The organism is Metabacillus hrfriensis, assembly GCF_030127205.1.
Lineage (GTDB): Bacteria > Bacillota > Bacilli > Bacillales > Bacillaceae > Bacillus_P > Bacillus_P dongyingensis.
Window position 1 is genome coordinate 1,241,028 of sequence record NZ_CP126116.1, and the last position, 18,238, is coordinate 1,259,265.

Sequence of the window (18,238 nt, forward strand, 5' to 3'; positions counted from 1 at the left end):
CTAATATCAGGCTCTTCAATCCATCTCCCGGAACCTAGATTCGTCATACGGCAAAGATGATTTGACTGTGACAATCTCTTTTTCGGGATATCTGAGCGCTGTTAAATAGCCTCCAAATACTGCTCCAGTATCAATGTTCACCGTATTGCCGACAAACCGTGCTTCCCGTACTGGTGTATGCCCATAGACAATGAACGGTTTACCTTTATAAAGCTTTGCCCAGTCTCTTCTGACAGGAGTTCCGTCAGGGTTAGTCTGGCCGGTTATGTCCCCGTAAAGCACAAATTCTTTTACTTTTTTGTGCGTTTTACCTATGTAGTCAGCCCTGATTCCTGCATGGGCAATGACCAGTCTGCCCTCATCCAATACCTGATAGAGAGGAGATTGATCGTAGAGCTTCATAAAACTCTGATAGACATCCTTTCGTTCCTCTTCTCCCAATGCTTCAAGTTCTGCCGCTGTCGTTTCCAAACCGTGTGCAACCTGGACTTTGTTTCCGAGCATGTAACGGTAAAGTTTGTTGCAGTGGTTGCCTGGCACATAATATCCTGCTTGGTTCGAAGTGATTTTTATAACGGCCTCGATTACTTTTATAGAATGGGGTCCCCTGTCAGCCAGATCTCCTACAAAAGCAAGTTTTCTGGTGCTGTGAACAGGAAACCCATTATTCCAATCATAGCCAAGCTTTTCCGTAAGCTCGCAAAACTCGTCAAAACAGCCGTGAATATCACCGATAATATCAATTTTCATCTGAATCCGTCCTCATTTGTCTCTTTTTCTAAGATGATAGCAGATATCTTTAAAGAATCAAAAATATCATATACCTTCATCGTTCCATTAAAGAAAGAAAAGAATTCAGGATAAAAGAAAAAACCCGTTATAAAAACGGGTTTCATCATTAGTCAAACATATACTTTCTGGTTCGTGATCTGACATTCAACACAATGCCGATGGCAATCATGTAGGTTGCAAGTGAACTTCCTCCATAGCTGATAAAAGGAAGCGGGAGTCCTGTAATTGGAAGGAGGCCAACGGTCATGCCGACGTTTTGGAAAACCTGAAACGTGATCATGCCGATGACTCCTGTGCATAAAAAGCTTCCGAATGGGTCGTTGCTCTCAAGTGCAATATGAATCATCCGGTAGATAAGAAGGAAGAAAAGAGAAATCACGATACTGCCGCCGATAAATCCGAACTGCTCAGAGATAATGGCGAATATAAAGTCTGTATGCCCCTCAGGCAAGTAAACCTCAAGCTGCTGATATCCTTTTCCGTAAAGCTCACCCGAACCGATTGCAAGAAGAGATTTGATAAGCTGAAATCCGATATCGCTGGAATATTCATACGGATTAAGCCAGCCATAAACACGATCTAGTTTATAAGAATTGGTGTCTAAAATGTACTTGTTGAAGAAATCCGGAAATGTGAAAAAAATAAATACGCCAATAGCGGCCATTCCCGCACCTGATAATATAAAGCTGAAGATGATTTTCCATTTAACACCCGAGACAATAATTAATGAACCGATAATAGCGCAAAAGACCATTGTCATCCCTGTATCCGGCTGTCTCATCAGCAGGAGTATGGGAGGTGCCGCTGCGGCAAATACTTTACCTAACAGGAGCAGGTCATCTCTGACTGTATTTGTGGCGTATTTTTCCCGGTGGTCAGTAATGATTTTGCTAAGAACAATAATCATAAAAATTTTCATCAGTTCTGATGGCTGGAAATTACCGATTCCAGGAAGGGTATACCAGCTTTTTGCACCTTTAATCGGCTCTACAATAGGCGACGGCAGAACTTCAAGCCCCAATAGCAAAATCATCCCAAATCCATATAAATACCATGAGAGCTGTTTGAAGCGGTCAAAATCAATGACCATTGTTCCGATGACTGCGATAATACCGATGATGTACCATCTAAGCTGAAGAAAGGCAAAGTTTATATTCTGCAATTTTTCGGGTAGAGTAGGTTGGGCACTGCTTATCGCAATGGCACTGGTCAGCGCCATTAAAAACATGATAAAAATAAGTGTGTAGTCTAACTGCTGCTGTGGGGATTTATCTGTGTTCATTATGGATCCCTTTCTATTAAAAAACTAATAATGCAATGAATGATATTTTTTATTCTCAACCACCAAACAGTGGGGAATAAACTCCCTGTGAGTGAAGTTTCACTTTATCAATCTTAGCGAAAATTAATGAATTTGCAAAGGATTCATTTGTAAAACATCGCAAAACATGCTACCTTATCACAAGGAAAAAACGACAGTACAGAGCGCAAACGCTAGTGCTGCGCATGTTTTCTGCATGTATATAAAATGTATCACAATTTGATGACATTTTGATGTCTTGGCTTTAATATAGGAACGGATTGGGGAAGGAGGAGACTCTGGATGTCAGATGAAAGAGAAAAATTAGAGATTGAAGCTGCGGAATTGGTAACAGCTTTGGAAAATGAAGACTTAGACGGGTTTCGCTCCATGTTTTTGGAGCAGCATCCGTATGATCAGGCGAAAATCTTTGTGAAGCTTGAGCAAGAGGAGCGAATGAAGCTTTATCATTATTTGTCTCCTGAAGAAATGGCTGCTCTTTTTGAGAATATTGAAGATGAAGAGTACAATTACGAAATGTATTTATCCGAAATGGATCCGCGTTTTGCATCACAAATGCTTGAGCACATGTACGCGGACGATGCGGTAGACGTGCTTAACGAATTAAACAAAGATCAGGTAGCAAGCTATCTGACCATCATGGATGATGAAGCTGCACAGGAAATTCGTGAACTTCTGCATTACGAAGAATTTACGGCAGGAAGTATCATGACCACGGAATTCATTGCCATTATTGCAAATCAAACTGTCAAATCGGCCATGCATATTTTAAAGCATGAAGCTCCTGACGCTGAAACGATTTACTATCTTTATGTAATCGATGAAGATAAGCATCTAGTGGGCGTTATCTCGCTTCGTGATTTAATAGTCAGCGATGATGATCTCATGATTGGCGAAATTATGAGTGAACGGGTATTTTCCGTATCTGTAGGAGAAGATCAGGAAGATGTAGCAAGAAAAATGAGAGATTATAATTTCCTTGCACTGCCGGTAGTTGATTTTCAGAATCATCTTTTAGGAATTATAACGGTTGATGATATCGTTGATGTTATCGATGAAGAAGCATCTGATGACTATTCGAAGCTTGCAGCTGTATCTGATGTGGATTCCATAGACAGGGGTCCTCTGTCAGCCGCTAAAAAAAGATTGCCCTGGCTTGTGATTCTATTATTTCTCGGAATGTTAACGGCAAATTTAATAGGACAGTTTGAAGAAACGCTTAATAAAGTGGCCATTCTTGCTGTTTTTATCCCGTTAATTGCCGGAATGGCGGGGAACACTGGTACTCAGGCACTTGCGGTAGCCGTCAGAAGAATAGCGATGGGTGACCTTGAAGAAGGCGGTAATTTTAAAATTATTGCCAGAGAAGCTGGTACAGGAATTATCAATGGTGCCGTGTGCGGGGTTCTAGTGACAGGCGTCGTCTATTTTTGGCAGCATGATTTCTTCCTGGGACTTTTAGTAGGCATTTCCATTCTTGCAACCCTGACTGTTTCGACAATCGCGGGCGCTTTTGTCCCGCTGGTGATGCACCGGCTCAAAGTTGACCCTGCTGTTGCATCAGGTCCATTTATTACAACGATTAATGATATTATTTCCATATTTATTTATTTTGGTATGGCTACATTGTTCATGCAATATTTAATCTAGATTTAGTTAGGAGGGAAATACTGTGCATGGAGATTCCTTTTCATCACTAGTTATCGTACTGTTAGCCGCTTTTGTAACCCCTCTCCTGCTGCATCGCTTTAAAATTAAAGTCATGCCTGTTGTAGTTGCCGAGATTATAATGGGGATTATTATCGGGCAAAGCGGATTTAATCTTGTTCAGGAGGATATGTGGCTCGAAACGCTATCCATGCTCGGTTTTATTTTTCTTATGTTTTTGAGCGGACTTGAAATTGATTTCACTGCTTTTATCGGTGGACGGAAGAAAGAATTGCTGCCGAGCGGGAAGGAAGCGCCAAATACGTTTGCCGTTTCTTTTCTTGTCTTTGTTGGCATCTTTATCTTGTCTCTGCTCTTATCGTATTTGTTTGTTTTCTTTGGTTTTATAGAAAATGCCTTCTTGATGACGCTGATCATTTCCACCATATCGCTCGGGGTGGTGGTCCCTACACTGAAGGATGCAGGCATTATGAAGTCGAATATCGGACAGATTATCTTGCTCGTTGCTGTCATAGCAGACTTAGTGACGATGATTCTGCTTGCCGTGTTTGCATCGATTTATGGAGGAGAAAATACAAATACATGGCTGCTGCTGCTGTTATTTGGTGCTGGAATTGTTTTATATTTTCTCGGCAAAACCTTTCAGAGCAGATCATTTATTGAAACGATGTCTAAAGGTACGATTCAAATTGGGACAAGGGCTATTTTCACTCTGATCATTGTCCTTGTTGCCTTATCAGAAACAATCGGGGCAGAAAACATATTAGGAGCGTTTTTAGCGGGTGTTCTGGTCTCACTGCTGTCCCCAAACAAAGAAATGGTTCAGAAAATGGATTCCTTCGGCTACGGATTTTTGATACCGATCTTCTTTGTTATGGTTGGTGTCGATCTTGATGTATGGTCGATGTTTAAGGATCCAAAAATTTTAATGCTGATCCCATTGCTGTTTATTGCCTTGCTGATCTCTAAAATTGTGCCGATTTATTTACTGAAGAGATGGTATGACACAAAAACAACGCTTGCTTCAGGATTTTTGCTGACATCAACCCTTTCCCTTGTTATTGCGGCAGCTACCATTGGAGAAAGAGTAAATGTGATTGATGCACAAATGTCAGGTGCGCTCATTTTAACGGCTGTTCTGACGAGTATTTTTACTCCGATTGGATTTAAGAAGCTTTTCCCTGAACAGCTGTCTTCGCAAAAGAAGCTGAAGGTAGCTTTTATAGGAGCCAATCAAATGACACTGCCGGTGACACGCGAGTTAAATCCGAAGATGTACGATACGACGGTGTATCATACTTATGTCGATAAAAATGAACAGCAGATCGCTGAATCATTGTTTCATATTGAGGAGCTTGAAGATTACTCAATTGAGACCCTGCAGTCCCAGGGAGTATTTGAAGCTGATATCCTTATTGCTGCTGCAGGAGATGAGGATACGAATGCTGAAATCGCCATGTTTGCAAAAGAGGTTGAAGTTGGACGGGTGATTGCAAGCATCTCATCACCATTATTAGACGAGCAGCTAAGAGCGAAAGACATTGATGTCTTCTCTGTTCTGCTTTCTACCAAAACCTTGCTGAGGGCTCTTATTGAAGCACCTGGCATCATGAAGATTCTGACCAATAACGATTCAGCTCTTTATCAGATAAAAATGAACAACAGACGCTACGATGGCATGGTGCTCCGCAGCTTTCCATTTACAGGCGACGTTATTTTTGTCCGTATTTTCAGGGAAAATGAATCGATTGTGCCGCATGGCGATACAGAGCTGAAACGCGGAGATTTACTGATTCTGACTGGATCAGCTGAATATGTGGATGAGCTCAGGCAAGAGCTTGAGTTCCATAAAAGTTGATAATTTTGACTTGAAAGTTTCTTTGAGCATGGTATGATGTACATGTAAATATTTCTAAAATAATATATAAACAACCGCTAGGGGAGCCCTTTTAGAAGGGCTGAGATTGAAGTTTGCCTTCAAGACCCTCCGAACCTGATCTGGCTAAAACCAGCGTAGGGAAGTGGTGTAAAGGTCTATTCATACACCACTTTTCTATGCGAAAAGTGGTTTTTTGCCGTTTTTATACTAAAAATGAGGAGGAACAAAACATGTCATTTTCAAAAGAATGCCGGGAGTATGCAGATAAATGGTGGGAAGGAAGCTTTGAACATCCTTTTGTAAAAGGAATTGGCGAAGGCAGCCTTTCAAAGGAGAAATTTAAATACTATGTGATGCAGGATTCTTATTACTTAACGCATTTTGCAAAAGTGCAGGCTTTTGCAGGGGCGATGGCCCCTGACCTTCATACAACATACCGGATGTCCGTTCATTCACAGGGAACCTATGAAGCAGAGCTCTCTTTGCATCAGCAATTTTCTGTCCTGCTTGGAATCACAGACACCGAACGGAAGGAGTTTAAGCCATCGCCAACTGCGTATGCTTACACCTCCCATATGTACCGTTCAGTTGCGACAGGAAATCTTGGTGAAATCATTGCAGCTCTGCTTCCATGCTATTGGCTCTATTATGAAGTCGGGGAGCACCTGAAAGATTGCAAGCCTGGTGATGAAGTTTATGAGAAATGGATTGCGACTTATCACGGTGATTGGTTTAAAGAGCTTGTCCTCGAGCAGATTGCAAGATTTGACGAGCTTGCTCTGCGTGCAAGCGATCACGAGAGACAAATGATGAAGGAAAACTTCCTCATCAGCTCGATGTATGAATATCGTTTTTGGGATATGGCGGAAAAGATGGAAGCGTGGGATGAGACACAAACCATGCTGATGCAAAAGTGAAATTGCACCTTGTCACAGATGGACGGCACTCTGCTGCAGAGCTCGTAAAAATCATCACAGATATACATACCTCTGCAGATGCCATTCATATTAGAGAGAAGAATAAATCAGCTGGGGAACTGATCAGCTTAATTGAAGAGCTCCATCAAAATGGGGTTCCGAAATCAAAGCTTGTCATGAATGACCGTGTGGATGCAGCTGTTCTTTCTGGTTTGCATCAGGTTCAGCTCCCATCGCACAGCTTCAATGTGAAACTGGTGAAACAGCGCTTCCCGCATCTTGAGGTAGGCTGTTCAGTCCACACTGCTGCTGAAGCAGTATATTGTGCTGAAAATGGGGCAGATCGTCTCCTTTTCGGGCATGTATTCCAAACATCATCAAAAAATGGTCTAGAAGCAAGAGGGATAAGCAAGCTTGCGGAAATAGCGGAATCTGTCAGCATTCCAGTCATTGCAATTGGAGGAATCAATCCTGCTGTCATTCCTGATCTAAGAGATATAAAGATTGAGGGAGCAGCCGTGATGTCCTATGTTTTTTCAGCGGAGCATCCAAGTCATGCGGCACTTGAACTTGCTGATCAATTAAAAAGGGGGATGGGCCATTGAAGCCTTTATTTGATGCCGGCATTATCGGCGGAGGAGTCATCGGGCTTGCCTCTGCCTATTATTTAGCGAAAGCCGGACTTCGAGTTGCGGTATTTGAAAGCGGAAAAACAGGCAGCGGAGCATCCAGTGCTGCGGCGGGTATGCTTGGCGCCCATACTGAAACTGAAAAGGATGATGCTTTTTTCAGGTTTGCTAAAGAAAGCCAGGCGCTTTATCCAAAATTAGCTCATGATTTACTGCTGGAAAGCGGAATTGACATACAGCTTCAATACAATGGAATGTACAAACTGGCAATGACGGCTGAGGAAGCCGATTCTTTGAAAAAAAGAGCAGAAATTGAAAAGGACGTAGAATGGCATTCCAAAGAAAAAGTCCAAGAATATGAAAAAGGCATAACAGATGCGATTTACGGGGCTCTGAAAATTGAAAAAGATGGAAAGCTTACTCCAGCCGCGCTGTGCAAAGCCTTTACAAAAGCCATTCAGCTGATGAGCGGAAAAATCTTTGAAAACACACCAGTATACAAAGTCAGCAGATTTGAAGGCTCACACTATGAAATCGAAACGCCTCAAGATACGTTTTTTTGCGAAGCTCTTATTCTTGCAAATGGCACATGGAGCAGCCGGCTGATAAAGGAGTTCACACGCAATATATTTGTACATCCTGTTAAGGGCGAATGTTTGTCTGTGACAATGAAAGATGGAAAACTATCTTCTACTGTTTTTCATGAAAGCTGTTATCTTGTGCCAAAGCTTGATGGAACAATAGTTATTGGGGCAACGATGAAAGAAGGAACCTGGAATACAGAGCCTTCCGTACAAGGAATCGCTGCTCTCATGAATAAAGCAGTTAAAATTATGCCGGCAATTGAAGATGCCTCTTTTCAGCGTGCATGGGCAGGATTAAGGCCGGGAACAGCCGACAGCAAGCCATTTATTTTCAAGCATCAGGGCATACCGAATCTCTTTGTGGCAACAGGGCATTACCGAAATGGCATCCTGCTCGCTCCCAAAACAGGTGAAATGATCAGAGATTTATTTTTTAATCGACCGGCAGCTGAAGAATACGTTCATGCATTTAGAATGGACCGTGCGGCAGGGGTGAAACTATGAACATAAAAGTGAATGGCAGCATGATAGAAATGCAGTCTTCAGTGCGCACCGTTCAAGATTTGCTTGCTTTTTATGAGGTGAGCAAAAGAATCATCATCGTGGAACATAATTCAGAAATAATAGCCAAAGAAGAATACGCGAAAACAGTTATTAATGATGGGGATGTTTTTGAAATTGTTCAATTTGTAGGAGGAGGATAATTTATGTTAACGATTGCAGGAAAAACCTTTCAATCAAGACTGTTGCTTGGAACGGGAAAATATCCCTCTTTTGATATTCAAAAAGAAGCGGTAAAAGCGGCTGAAGCAGATATTTTAACATTCGCTGTGAGAAGAATGAATATTTTTGAACCGTCTCAGCCTAATTTTCTGGAGCAGCTTGATCTTTCCCGCTACACGCTGCTGCCGAACACCGCTGGTGCGAAAACGGCTGAAGAAGCTGTCAGAATCGCAAAACTCGCTAAGGCTTCAGGGTTATGTGATATGATTAAAGTAGAAGTGATCGGGTGTGCGAAAACATTGCTTCCCGATCCTGTTGAAACCTTAAAAGCAAGTGAGGAGCTTGTAAAGGAAGGATTTATTGTACTTCCTTACACGTCTGATGATGTCGTGCTTGCAAGGAGACTTGAAGAAGCAGGCGTTCATGCGATTATGCCAGGCGCGTCTCCAATCGGTTCAGGACAGGGCATTATCAACCCTTTGAATCTATCATTTATTATCGAACAAACGAATCTGCCGGTTATTGTGGATGCAGGGATTGGATCAGCTGCTGATGCAGCAAAAGCGATGGAGCTTGGAGCGGATGGTGTTCTGTTGAACACTGCTGTTTCTGCTGCAGGCAATCCGGTAAAAATGGCAGCTGCTATGAAGCTTGCCATTGAAGCAGGAAGGTTAAGCTTTGAGGCAGGCAGAATACCAGTAAAATCTTATGCATCTGCAAGCAGCCCTGAAGAAGGAATGATTACATCCTAAATGGAACGGTACTCTAGGCAAATCTTATTCTCTCCAATAGGAGAAAAAGGACAGCAGAACATTCGAAATGGTCATGTGTTAATCATCGGTGCGGGAGCTCTTGGGACAGCAAATGCGGAAATGCTTGTTCGTGCGGGTGTCGGCACACTGACGATTGTGGACCGTGATTACGTAGAATGGAGCAATTTGCAGCGTCAGCAGCTTTACACTGAAGAAGATGCGGTTTTGCGTCTTCCTAAAGCAGCTGCTGCAAAACAAAGACTTTCCCAGATTAATCATGAAGTGGAAGTCCAGGCGGTCATTGAAGATGTAACAGCTGAAAATATTTTTGCATTCAGTCAGCATGCAGACGTTATTGTAGATGCGACGGATAACTTTGAAACTCGTCTTGTGATAAATGATGCAGCGCTTAAGCAGGGTATTCCGTGGATCTACGGCGCATGTGTCGGAAGCTACGGCCTGACTTATACAATTATACCGGGACTCTCGCCATGTTTGAATTGCCTTTTAAAGCAAATTCCAATGGAAGGCCAGACGTGTGATACAGTTGGCATTATTAGTCCAGCGGTCCAAATGGTTGCCTCTTATCAAACAGGGGAAGTGCTGAAATTGTTAACCGGTGCAGCGGATCAGGTGAGAAAAGAATTGCTTTCTTTTGACGTTTGGAGAAATCAATTTTCACAAATAAAAGTGCATGCACTAAAAGACGAAGCCTGTCCATCATGCGGGGACTCTGCCGTTTATCCATTTTTATCACGCAGTAATAGTGTGAAAATGTCGGTTCTCTGCGGCAGAGATACGGTTCAAATAAGGCCGGCAGTCTCTAAAGAAATGAACTTTAAGGAGCTTGCAAAAGCACTTGGAAGAGCAGTAAATGATATAACTGCAAATCCGTATTTGCTCTCTTTTCAAACCGAACATCACAGAGTCGTTGTGTTCCAAGACGGGCGAGCCCTGATTCATGGGACGAAAGATATGGCTGAAGCAAAACGTATTTATCAGCGTTATTTGGGATAAGAATATAGAATAAAAAAACTGGCCATGATTTTGGCCAGTTTTTTATATGATATGATTGGATTTATTTCTCTTTTTAGACTAGCATGGATAAAAAGATATACTTTTTCATTTTATTTTATAAAGATTGAGGGTACGAACATGTCTAATAAATCAAAACATTTGGCAGGAATCTCACTTGCCATTATGGGAACGGGGTTTGCAGCAACAATTCCTTTTCAAGGAACAATTGCTGGAGAATTTTTGCAGGGAGGATTTGAAGCTGGCCTGGTTGGGGGATTAGCTGACTGGTTTGCCGTTACAGCGTTATTCAGACACCCATTCGGCGTGCCTATTCCTCATACAGCTTTATTGCCAAAAAATCGAAACAGAATGATTAGGGCTCTCGTTAACACAATTGAAAATGATTGGCTGTCAAAGGAGAGTATTCAAACTAAATTAGCCCAAATAAACTTGACAGAAAAGCTGCTGCCAATACTTGAAAAAGAGCTTCATTCCGATTCTTTCAAGAAAACAATGAAATCTCTCATCATGCAAATGATTGAAAGTGCAGATTTGGAAAAGATTGCTCCTCTTATTAAGAATCAGCTAAAAGGATACCTTACATCCAATGAAGTAATGAAACTGCTTCAAGCTCTCATTCATCAAGTACTTGAGCGGAAATATGATGAAAAGTGCTTTGATTATCTGCTTTTAAAGACTGAGGAATGGGCATCAAGACGTGATCAAAGAGAGGAATTTGGCAGATTTGCCATGAGAGCAATGGACCATGTAGAGGCAGATGGATTTTTGCAATTCGCCTTAAAATCCTTTCAAAATATTGTAAATGAAGAAAAGCTCGGAAAGATCCTTCAAGATATTATTCTTAATGTCATCAGAGGTTTGCGCAGACCAGATAGTGAAAATCGTCAGGCAATCCTTGATCATATTCGAAAAGAATTGCTCAATATTCAGGAAAATCAAGCACTGGCAGTGGAAATAGACCGCGTGGTTTCAGAGTGGGACCCTTCCGGAAAGCTGCTGACAATTTTAAAGAAAACTCAAATAAAAGCACTAAATTATATAGAAGAAGGTTCTTTTATTGAGGATCATCTCATGCCTTTTGCTGCTCGATTACTGGAAAATATCAGTGGTGACAAGGAAAAAACGGATGCAATCGAGAACAAAGTACAGGAACAAATTACTCTTTTCATTGAAAAAAATCATTCAAAAATCGGTAAACTGGTCGAAGAGAATTTAAACAAACTGGATGATGAGAAATTAATTGATATGATAGAAAATAATGTAGGGAAAGATTTACAGTGGATCCGTGTGAACGGTGCGGTGTGCGGATTTTTCATCGGTATCGTTTTGACGGGACTTAAAATGCTCTTTTAATTAGCTGAAATGATCCAGGTTCATTCATGAAATCCAGCAGCGGTCTAGAAATACGGCAAATAGCATGCTATAATTATAACCAGGTACTAATAACATGTATTAATTAGGAGGATTCCAAATGAATTTATCATTAGCTGGACGCAATGTAGTCGTAATGGGCGTCGCAAACAAACGAAGCATTGCCTGGGGAATTGCCCGTTCTCTTCATACGGCAGGAGCGCGTCTTATTTTTACATATGCAGGTGAACGCCTTGAAAAATCAGTGCGGGATTTAGTTGAAACGCTTGACCGCAATGATTCGATTGTTCTTCCTTGTGATGTAACAAATGATGCTGAAATTGACACTTGTTTTGAAGCGATTAAAAATGAAGTAGGCGTTATTCATGGAATTGCACATTGCATCGCGTTTGCACAAAAGGAAGAACTGAGCGGAGAATACATGAATACAACCCGCGACGGATTTTTGCTTGCTCACAATATCAGCTCTTATTCACTGACAGCTGTGGCAAAAGCTGCAAGAGGCTTGATGACAGAGGGCGGAAGCATTGTGACACTCACATATCTTGGCGGAGAAAGAGTCCTTCCTAACTACAACGTTATGGGAGTTGCGAAGGCATCACTTGATGCAAGTGTGAGATACCTGGCAAGCGATTTAGGAAAAGACGGCATTCGCGTGAATTCGATTTCTGCCGGCCCAATCCGTACGCTTTCTGCTAAAGGAATCAGCGATTTCAACTCCATCCTGAAAGATATCGAAGAACGCGCGCCGCTGCGCCGTACAACAACTCCAGAAGAAGTTGGGGATACAGCACTTTTCTTGTTCAGTGACCTTGCCAGAGGGATGACTGGAGAAAATCTTCATGTAGACTCTGGATATCATATCTTAGGTTAATCAAAGCCTGCAGTCTCTTTAATTTTAATGGAGATAACAAAATACAGAAGAAAACGGGTAATGAATTGCACAGCAATTTTTGCCCGTTTTTTTTTGTTTGGGTGAGTATTGTCAAGTTGTGATTTTAGGAAATACCGTGTTTAGGGGCTCAAAGGGCCTGTATGATTTTCCGAATCAAGGATGGATGGTGATTAGAGGACTCAAAGTCCCCGTATGATTCCCCAAATCCAGGAAAGAGGATGATTAGAGGACTCAAAGGGCTTGTATGATTCCCCAAATCCAGGAGTGAAGGTGATTAGAGGACTCAAAGGGCCAGTATAATTCCCCAAATCCAGGAAAGAGGGTGATTAGAGAACTCAAAGGGCCAGTATGATTCCCCAAATCCAGGAAAGAGGCTGATTAGAGAACTCAAAGTCCCCGTATGATTCCCCAAATTCAGGAAAGAGGATGATTAGAGGACTCAAAGGCTCGGTATGATTCCCCAAATCCATGAAAGATGGTGATTAGAGGACTCAAAGGGCTTGTATGTTCCCCAAATCCATGAAAGATGGTGATTAGAGGACTCAAAGGCCCTGTATGATTCCCAAAATCCAGGAAAGAGGGTGATTAGAGAACTCAAAGGGCCTGTATGATTCCCCAAATCCATGAAAGAGCGTGTTTAGAGAACTCAAAGGGCCTGAATGATTCCCCAAATCCCGGATTGAGGGTGAATAGAGGACTCAAAGGCCCTGAATGATTCCCTAAATCCCGGATTGAGAGTGATTAGAGAACTCAAAGGGCCTGAATGATTCCCCAAATCCCGGATAGAGTGCGATTAGAGCACTCAAAGGCCCTGAATGATTCCTCAAATCCCGGATTGAGAGTGATTAGAGAACTCAAAGGGCCTGAATGATTCCCCAAATCCAGGATAGAGTGCGATTAGAGGACTCAAAGGGCCTGAATGATTCCCCAAATTCCGGATAGAGTGCGATTAGAGCACTCAAAGGCCCTGAATGATTCCCTAAATCCCGGATTGAGAGTGATTAGAGAACTCAAAGGGCCTGAATGATTCCCCAAATCCCGGATAGAGTGCGATTAGAGCACTCAAAGGCCCTGAATGATTCCCCTAAAACAGTAAAGAGCGCGTTTAAAGGATCTAAAATCCCTGTATAATTCCCCAAATCCAGAAAAGAACGCGTTTAAAGGAATCAACTACCCTCCTGATAGTCTCTTTAATGAGGCGGTTTTTTTATTCCTGAAACAAAAATGTTTTTGCTTGTCTATGCGGTGTCTCCAATTCTGATAAAATATGGATAAGGAATAAATCCTAATCATAAGGAGGATTGATTATTGCATGAGTGAATTTCAAGATCAAGTCACTGTAAATGCACCGCTTGACCAAGTATTCAATTTTGCCGCTGACGTTGAAAATGCCCCTCTGTTTATGCAAAATGTGACGAAAGTCGAGAAGCTGACGGATGGACCTGTTCAAGCAGGCACGAAATACAGAGAAACCCGTGAAATAAGGGGAAGAGAGGCTACAGCGGTTATTGAATTTATAGAGTATGTTCCGAGCGCAAAGTACTCAGTTAAAAGTGAAATGAAAGGGATGGAAGCCATCTATCATTACACGTTTTCTGCATCAGGCAATCAGACGACAATCCGTTTTGAATGTGAAATCAATGCGAAAAAATTCACAATGAAACTCATTAAGCCGGTATTTGTGAAGATTATGAAAAAAGAAGACGGAGATCATCTTCAGCATCTAAAAAAAGCATTGGAAGCTCAGGCTGCAGAAGATAAAAAAGGACAGTGACCAATTATGGGGTTAACATTTAAACTGGCAGCATCAGACGAATTAGAAGAAATTTACGAATTAGCCGGCGAAAACCGCAGGGAAGCAACCAATCACGTTTCGGACGATAATAAGGAAAAAATGATTGAAGTCTATGAACATTCCGCAAAATATCAGGCTTATTTTGTTTGCTTGATGGACGGCAGCACACTGCTTGGCTGGATCATGATTGATAAAGCATTCGATTTCTTAACGGGCGATGAAATTGGCTGGATTAATGATCTATATGTAAAAGTGCCATACAGAGGCAAGGGATACTCCAAGTTATTGATGGAGGAAGCAATAAAAGAATTCAAAAATAGCGGGTACAGCGATGTTAGGCTGAATGTGTATGCACATAACCAAAAAGCAATGAAACTGTATGAACAAATGGGATTCAAAGACGTCAGCAAATTTATGAAAATATCTCTATAACCCTCTCATCATAAAACTGATCTCCTTGCATATACTTCTTTGTAGAGCATGAACATGAGGAGGGACGTCTGTGAAAAAGCATCAATCTGTTAAAAATCCTCCGCTGCTGTATATCGTTCAGCCGGAATTGGAACCTGTTTTAACATCTATGCAAAAAACATATGTCTTAAGAAAAGATCTGCCGGCAGAAACAGCAGCGGTACCTGAAGAGCCAGTATTGAGCGGGGAAGTGAAAGCAGAGCCTGCTGTGCTAAAAGAAAAAAGGCTGACAAAGCCTCTGCATTCGTTTAACGATCTTACAAATAAAGAGAAAATTGAGCTGCTTCTAAATTTACCTGAGAGACTCTCCAGTTTAAATTGCAGCATCAGTACAAATGTAAAGACTCATATTGGAAAAGTAACAGAATATAAAGATGAGTGTATTTTGATTAATGGGGAGAAGATTCCGTTAAACGAGATTCAGGCTATCACTTTAAAAGATTTATAAAAGAACCCCGGTTTTCCGGGGTTCTTTTATGTTCTCAAAAGATCTTTTTTCTGTCTCTTTCTTCTTTTAAAATTTCTACGGCTTCTCTAAACCTCTGAGAATGAATGATTTCCCGTTCCCTTAGAAATCTGAGAGAATCATTTAAATCAGGATCATCAGACATATCAATAATCCATTGATAGGTAGCGCGGGCTTTTTCTTCTGCAGCAATATCTTCGTATAAATCAGCAATAGGATCTCCTTTTGCCTGTATATATGAAGCAGTAAAAGGAACTCCAGCAGCATTTTGGTAAAACAATGCGCTGTCATGACTTACGTAATGATCTCCAATCCCTGCTTCTTTCAATTGCTGGGGGGTTGCGTCTTTTGTTAATTTATAAATCATTGTAGCGATCATTTCTAGATGAGCGAATTCTTCTGTTCCAATATCAGTAAGAAGTCCAACAACTTTATCAGGAATGGTATAGCGCTGATTCAAATAACGCAATGCAGCAGCAAGCTCACCGTCCGCTCCTCCATATTGTTCCATTAAAAATTTGGCCAAAGTAGGGTTGCATGTACTGACTCTAACAGGGTATTGCAGCTTTTTATCATATGTCCACAAACTGATCCACTCCTTTCGTCATACTTGCCATGGCCATGGACCGCTTTTCCATGTCCAGTATTCTCCAGAAGGATTAGGACTTCCTTGACTGAGAGGTCCAAATTGAGATTCGAACGTTCGTTTGATTTGTCTGCCATATTGTGCATACTGGTTATATTGGGAGATCGCCTGAGAATCATCAGGATGCGTGTCTAAATATAAGGTTAGTTCGACAAGAACAAAATCAACCGCCTGGATTTCCTCTAACTTCTGATAGTATTCGGGCGGAAGTGTTTTAGCCATCTTCAGCTTCCTCCTTTTTTATATGGATTTTCATAATAATCATAAAAAACAGGCCATAATGTACCTTTTTTTAAGGCTTCATATGGGGAGAATTGAGGAAGATTGGGCGGCTGAAATCCCAGATATAAGTTTGGGGGGGTCGAGTAGTATTTTTTGCCGATCGGCGGACAGGGATCGAATTGGCTGTGAAAAGGAATATAGGATTTAACCGTGGAGAAAGATTCCTGATTTTTCATTTTCTTACACCTCTCATTATTTTAGTCTCTTACGAATGTATTCCTTTAGTAATTAAATAATGAATGACTTGGAAGGATATAGATTTGTACCAAGATTAATGGTTTAACTCAGCATGGTTTTGTCTTTTATTAAAATAAAAAAAGATGACAGCAGCCAGCAGCTGAAATCATCTTTTGATTAACTTTATGAATTAATTAAGCTGTTTAAATGTGCTTCTTTGATTCTTTCATACTGGAAAGCCTGAGCAAGCTCTTCTGGTAACATATCTGTTTTTCTGACGAACTTTTCCCGAGCAATATCATACATTTCATAAGGGAAAAGCATATCGATATACATCACTTCTTTTTGTTCAGATGTTAAAGGATTGACACTTTCATAAGCATTCATCATTAATTGGAATCTTGCTTCATCCCACACTCCTGTTGTATCAAGTAAAGGTATAATCATTTTTCGCAGGTCGCGGATAGGAAGATCATAAGAGACCGTATCTAAGTCGATGACCCAAATCTTGCCGTCATTCCCAAGCACAGTATTTCCTGCGCCATAATCCTGATGACAAAGGGTTGGATTTGCAGACTGTTCTTCAATCCAAGGGACATACTTTGAATTCATCAGACGGTCAAGGGTTTGGCGTCCCTGTTCGATGAAATAGTCAATTTCCTGCAGATACAATTGAGAGAACGGGTTATCTGGAGTATTTTGGGCGATGATTTTCCATGACTCCATTTGCTGACATCTTTTAATATAGTGATTTGGCCAGCGTCCGAGCTTTTTAAACACAGGAATGCCCTCTGGCGGATGATAACCTTCAGACCAAAGATGAAACTCCGCCAGGCCTTTCATAACTACTTCCAAATCAGGATCCACTGCTAAATCAAATACGCCGCCTTCAATCCAGTCATAAAGAACGAATAAAAAAGGACCTTGTTTTGTAAAGAGATCGTTGTGTATGTTACGGATGATTCCAGGTACTCTGCCGCCTTTTTCGGCTAAGTAATTCTGTGCATTAATGGAGAATAATGCTTTCTTCTCAGGACGGTGAATCCGCTTTAAACAGACCGGTCCATTGCTCGTGTGAATTTTCCAAACGAGTGCCATTTGCCCGCCTTGAATGACTTCAATCCGGTCAACCTGAACGTCCCAGCTCTGAATAATGTATTCCGCAAGCTTAACAAGTTTGGCTTCTTCTTCAGGAGTAAGAACGTATACTTCTTCTTCTTCGTTCGCTTCCTTGCGATCCTCTTTTTTCATTTTCGCTTCTTTGAATATTTTTTCAGTAAATGGGTCAAGTGCGATAAAATCATCTGTCGTTTTTAGTTTTTCTTTTCTTGCTTTTGCCTCAGATGACATCGGTTTCTTTTTCTTTTTTTCCTTCTTTGATTTTGGAACACTTTGCTTTGCAGAGACAGTGTTTTCTTCCTCTGCTGCTGTTTCTTTTTCTGTTCTTTTTGCCGAAGTTTCTTCCAATGCTTTTTTGCCTGGCTTTTGTTCTGGCGTCGCTTCAGATAAAAATTTGACAGAAGCATGTTTTTTCTTTGAATTGTTCCTGCTTTTTTGGCGCCTTCTTGAGCTTAGCACGACTTGTTCAGCTGAATCTGTTTCTATTGTTTGCTTTGGTGCTTCTATTGATTGATTAGGTGCATTGTCAGCAGCTTTTTTTTGATCAATAAGTGAAAAAATATTTACCGTATCCTTTACTGAAGCATGAAAGGATCCTGTGTTTGCGTTTTCTTCCAATATGGTCACCATCCCATCCTTTTACTTCATAGATTATGAGAAAAGGTTGTTTTTTGTCCTAGGATAAATGCCGCCGTCTGAAAAAAGATTAAAAA

The 18,238-nt window shown here is 41.3% G+C and carries 19 protein-coding genes and 1 riboswitch; of the genes, 13 read left to right on the forward strand and 6 right to left on the reverse strand.

Annotation, left to right across the window (positions count from 1 at the left end; all coding sequences use genetic code 11):
• Positions 1-15: 15 nt before the first annotated feature.
• Both prpE and QLQ22_RS06100 read right to left on the reverse strand, forming a co-directional pair.
• Entirely contained in the window at positions 16-750 is a 735-nt protein-coding gene (gene prpE / locus QLQ22_RS06095) for a bis(5'-nucleosyl)-tetraphosphatase PrpE (RefSeq protein WP_223440419.1), read from the reverse strand.
• Positions 751-898: 148 nt separating this feature from the next.
• Complete coding sequence (locus QLQ22_RS06100) at positions 899-2,074, reverse strand: FtsW/RodA/SpoVE family cell cycle protein (RefSeq protein ID WP_223440420.1); 1,176 nt, start codon at positions 2,072-2,074, stop codon at positions 899-901.
• Between the two features lie 321 nt (positions 2,075-2,395).
• On the opposite strand from QLQ22_RS06100, the gene mgtE reads away from it, so the two are divergent.
• The 13 genes from mgtE (at position 2,396) to QLQ22_RS06165 (ending at position 15,283) form a co-directional block, all read left to right on the forward strand.
• Positions 2,396-3,763: a magnesium transporter gene (mgtE, locus tag QLQ22_RS06105; RefSeq protein ID WP_223440421.1), complete on the forward strand. Its 1,368-nt coding sequence runs from the start codon at positions 2,396-2,398 to the stop codon at positions 3,761-3,763.
• A gap of 22 nt (positions 3,764-3,785) precedes the next feature.
• The gene (locus QLQ22_RS06110; protein WP_284016221.1) at positions 3,786-5,639 is read left to right on the forward strand and encodes a monovalent cation:proton antiporter family protein; all 1,854 of its coding nucleotides are present in this window, start codon (positions 3,786-3,788) and stop codon (positions 5,637-5,639) included.
• 69 nt (positions 5,640-5,708) lie between these two features.
• A riboswitch (TPP riboswitch) is annotated at positions 5,709-5,818 on the forward strand.
• Positions 5,819-5,890: 72 nt separating this feature from the next.
• Complete coding sequence (gene tenA, locus QLQ22_RS06115; protein WP_223440425.1) at positions 5,891-6,577, forward strand: thiaminase II; 687 nt, start codon at positions 5,891-5,893, stop codon at positions 6,575-6,577.
• The gene (tenI, locus tag QLQ22_RS06120; protein WP_223440427.1) at positions 6,574-7,182 is read left to right on the forward strand and encodes a thiazole tautomerase TenI; all 609 of its coding nucleotides are present in this window, start codon (positions 6,574-6,576) and stop codon (positions 7,180-7,182) included. Before tenA ends, tenI begins: the two co-directional genes overlap by 4 nt.
• Positions 7,179-8,294, forward strand: a complete 1,116-nt coding sequence (gene thiO / locus QLQ22_RS06125) for a glycine oxidase ThiO (protein WP_252208240.1) — start codon at positions 7,179-7,181, stop codon at positions 8,292-8,294. The genes tenI and thiO overlap by 4 nt, the downstream gene beginning before the upstream one ends.
• Complete coding sequence (gene thiS, locus QLQ22_RS06130) at positions 8,291-8,494, forward strand: sulfur carrier protein ThiS (RefSeq protein ID WP_223440431.1); 204 nt, start codon at positions 8,291-8,293, stop codon at positions 8,492-8,494. Before thiO ends, thiS begins: the two co-directional genes overlap by 4 nt.
• Before the next feature lie 3 nt (positions 8,495-8,497).
• Complete coding sequence (locus tag QLQ22_RS06135) at positions 8,498-9,265, forward strand: thiazole synthase (protein ID WP_223440433.1); 768 nt, start codon at positions 8,498-8,500, stop codon at positions 9,263-9,265.
• A complete protein-coding gene (locus QLQ22_RS06140) occupies positions 9,266-10,282 on the forward strand; it encodes a thiazole biosynthesis adenylyltransferase ThiF (RefSeq protein ID WP_223440435.1) in 1,017 nt (338 codons plus the stop codon).
• A gap of 138 nt (positions 10,283-10,420) precedes the next feature.
• Complete coding sequence (locus QLQ22_RS06145) at positions 10,421-11,656, forward strand: DUF445 domain-containing protein (RefSeq protein WP_223440436.1); 1,236 nt, start codon at positions 10,421-10,423, stop codon at positions 11,654-11,656.
• Positions 11,657-11,774: 118 nt separating this feature from the next.
• Positions 11,775-12,548 carry an enoyl-ACP reductase FabI gene (gene fabI, locus QLQ22_RS06150; protein WP_223440437.1) on the forward strand — a complete coding sequence of 258 codons (774 nt, stop codon included), beginning with the start codon at positions 11,775-11,777 and terminating at the stop codon, positions 12,546-12,548.
• A gap of 1,333 nt (positions 12,549-13,881) precedes the next feature.
• Positions 13,882-14,343: an SRPBCC family protein gene (locus tag QLQ22_RS06155; protein WP_284016222.1), complete on the forward strand. Its 462-nt coding sequence runs from the start codon at positions 13,882-13,884 to the stop codon at positions 14,341-14,343.
• Between the two features lie 6 nt (positions 14,344-14,349).
• Positions 14,350-14,796, forward strand: a complete 447-nt coding sequence (locus tag QLQ22_RS06160; protein WP_223440439.1) for a GNAT family N-acetyltransferase — start codon at positions 14,350-14,352, stop codon at positions 14,794-14,796.
• A 70-nt stretch (positions 14,797-14,866) separates the two neighbouring features.
• The gene (locus QLQ22_RS06165; protein ID WP_223440440.1) at positions 14,867-15,283 is read left to right on the forward strand and encodes a CotO family spore coat protein; all 417 of its coding nucleotides are present in this window, start codon (positions 14,867-14,869) and stop codon (positions 15,281-15,283) included.
• A gap of 34 nt (positions 15,284-15,317) precedes the next feature.
• On the opposite strand, the gene cotJC is transcribed toward QLQ22_RS06165, so the two are convergent.
• The 4 genes from cotJC to QLQ22_RS06185 all read right to left on the reverse strand — a co-directional run bounded on the left by cotJC (position 15,318) and on the right by QLQ22_RS06185 (position 17,657).
• The gene (cotJC, locus tag QLQ22_RS06170) at positions 15,318-15,887 is read right to left on the reverse strand and encodes a spore coat protein CotJC (RefSeq protein ID WP_223440441.1); all 570 of its coding nucleotides are present in this window, start codon (positions 15,885-15,887) and stop codon (positions 15,318-15,320) included.
• A gap of 18 nt (positions 15,888-15,905) precedes the next feature.
• Positions 15,906-16,169, reverse strand: a complete 264-nt coding sequence (locus QLQ22_RS06175; protein WP_284016223.1) for a spore coat protein CotJB — start codon at positions 16,167-16,169, stop codon at positions 15,906-15,908.
• 2 nt (positions 16,170-16,171) lie between these two features.
• Positions 16,172-16,405 carry a spore coat associated protein CotJA gene (locus QLQ22_RS06180; RefSeq protein ID WP_223440444.1) on the reverse strand — a complete coding sequence of 78 codons (234 nt, stop codon included), beginning with the start codon at positions 16,403-16,405 and terminating at the stop codon, positions 16,172-16,174.
• A 184-nt stretch (positions 16,406-16,589) separates the two neighbouring features.
• On the reverse strand, positions 16,590-17,657 hold the full coding sequence (locus QLQ22_RS06185; RefSeq protein WP_223443214.1) for a spore coat kinase CotI: 1,068 nt from the start codon (positions 17,655-17,657) through the stop codon (positions 16,590-16,592).
• Positions 17,658-18,238: the final 581 nt, after the last annotated feature.

Excerpts from the sequence above, each read along its gene's own strand:
- prpE (WP_223440419.1), bottom strand. The coding sequence starts at position 750 with ATGAAAATTGATATTATCGGTGATATTCACGGCTGTTTTGACGAGTTT.
- QLQ22_RS06100 (WP_223440420.1), bottom strand. The coding sequence starts at position 2,074 with ATGAACACAGATAAATCCCCACAGCAGCAGTTAGACTACACACTTATT.
- mgtE (WP_223440421.1), top strand. The coding sequence starts at position 2,396 with ATGTCAGATGAAAGAGAAAAATTAGAGATTGAAGCTGCGGAATTGGTA.
- tenA (WP_223440425.1), top strand. The coding sequence starts at position 5,891 with ATGTCATTTTCAAAAGAATGCCGGGAGTATGCAGATAAATGGTGGGAA.
- thiS (WP_223440431.1), top strand. The coding sequence starts at position 8,291 with ATGAACATAAAAGTGAATGGCAGCATGATAGAAATGCAGTCTTCAGTG.
- QLQ22_RS06135 (WP_223440433.1), top strand. The coding sequence starts at position 8,498 with ATGTTAACGATTGCAGGAAAAACCTTTCAATCAAGACTGTTGCTTGGA.
- QLQ22_RS06140 (WP_223440435.1), top strand. The coding sequence starts at position 9,266 with ATGGAACGGTACTCTAGGCAAATCTTATTCTCTCCAATAGGAGAAAAA.
- QLQ22_RS06145 (WP_223440436.1), top strand. The coding sequence starts at position 10,421 with ATGTCTAATAAATCAAAACATTTGGCAGGAATCTCACTTGCCATTATG.
- fabI (WP_223440437.1), top strand. The coding sequence starts at position 11,775 with ATGAATTTATCATTAGCTGGACGCAATGTAGTCGTAATGGGCGTCGCA.
- QLQ22_RS06155 (WP_284016222.1), top strand. The coding sequence starts at position 13,882 with ATGAGTGAATTTCAAGATCAAGTCACTGTAAATGCACCGCTTGACCAA.
- QLQ22_RS06160 (WP_223440439.1), top strand. The coding sequence starts at position 14,350 with ATGGGGTTAACATTTAAACTGGCAGCATCAGACGAATTAGAAGAAATT.
- QLQ22_RS06175 (WP_284016223.1), bottom strand. The coding sequence starts at position 16,169 with ATGGCTAAAACACTTCCGCCCGAATACTATCAGAAGTTAGAGGAAATC.
- QLQ22_RS06180 (WP_223440444.1), bottom strand. The coding sequence starts at position 16,405 with ATGAAAAATCAGGAATCTTTCTCCACGGTTAAATCCTATATTCCTTTT.
- QLQ22_RS06185 (WP_223443214.1), bottom strand. The coding sequence starts at position 17,657 with ATGAAAAAAGAGGATCGCAAGGAAGCGAACGAAGAAGAAGAAGTATAC.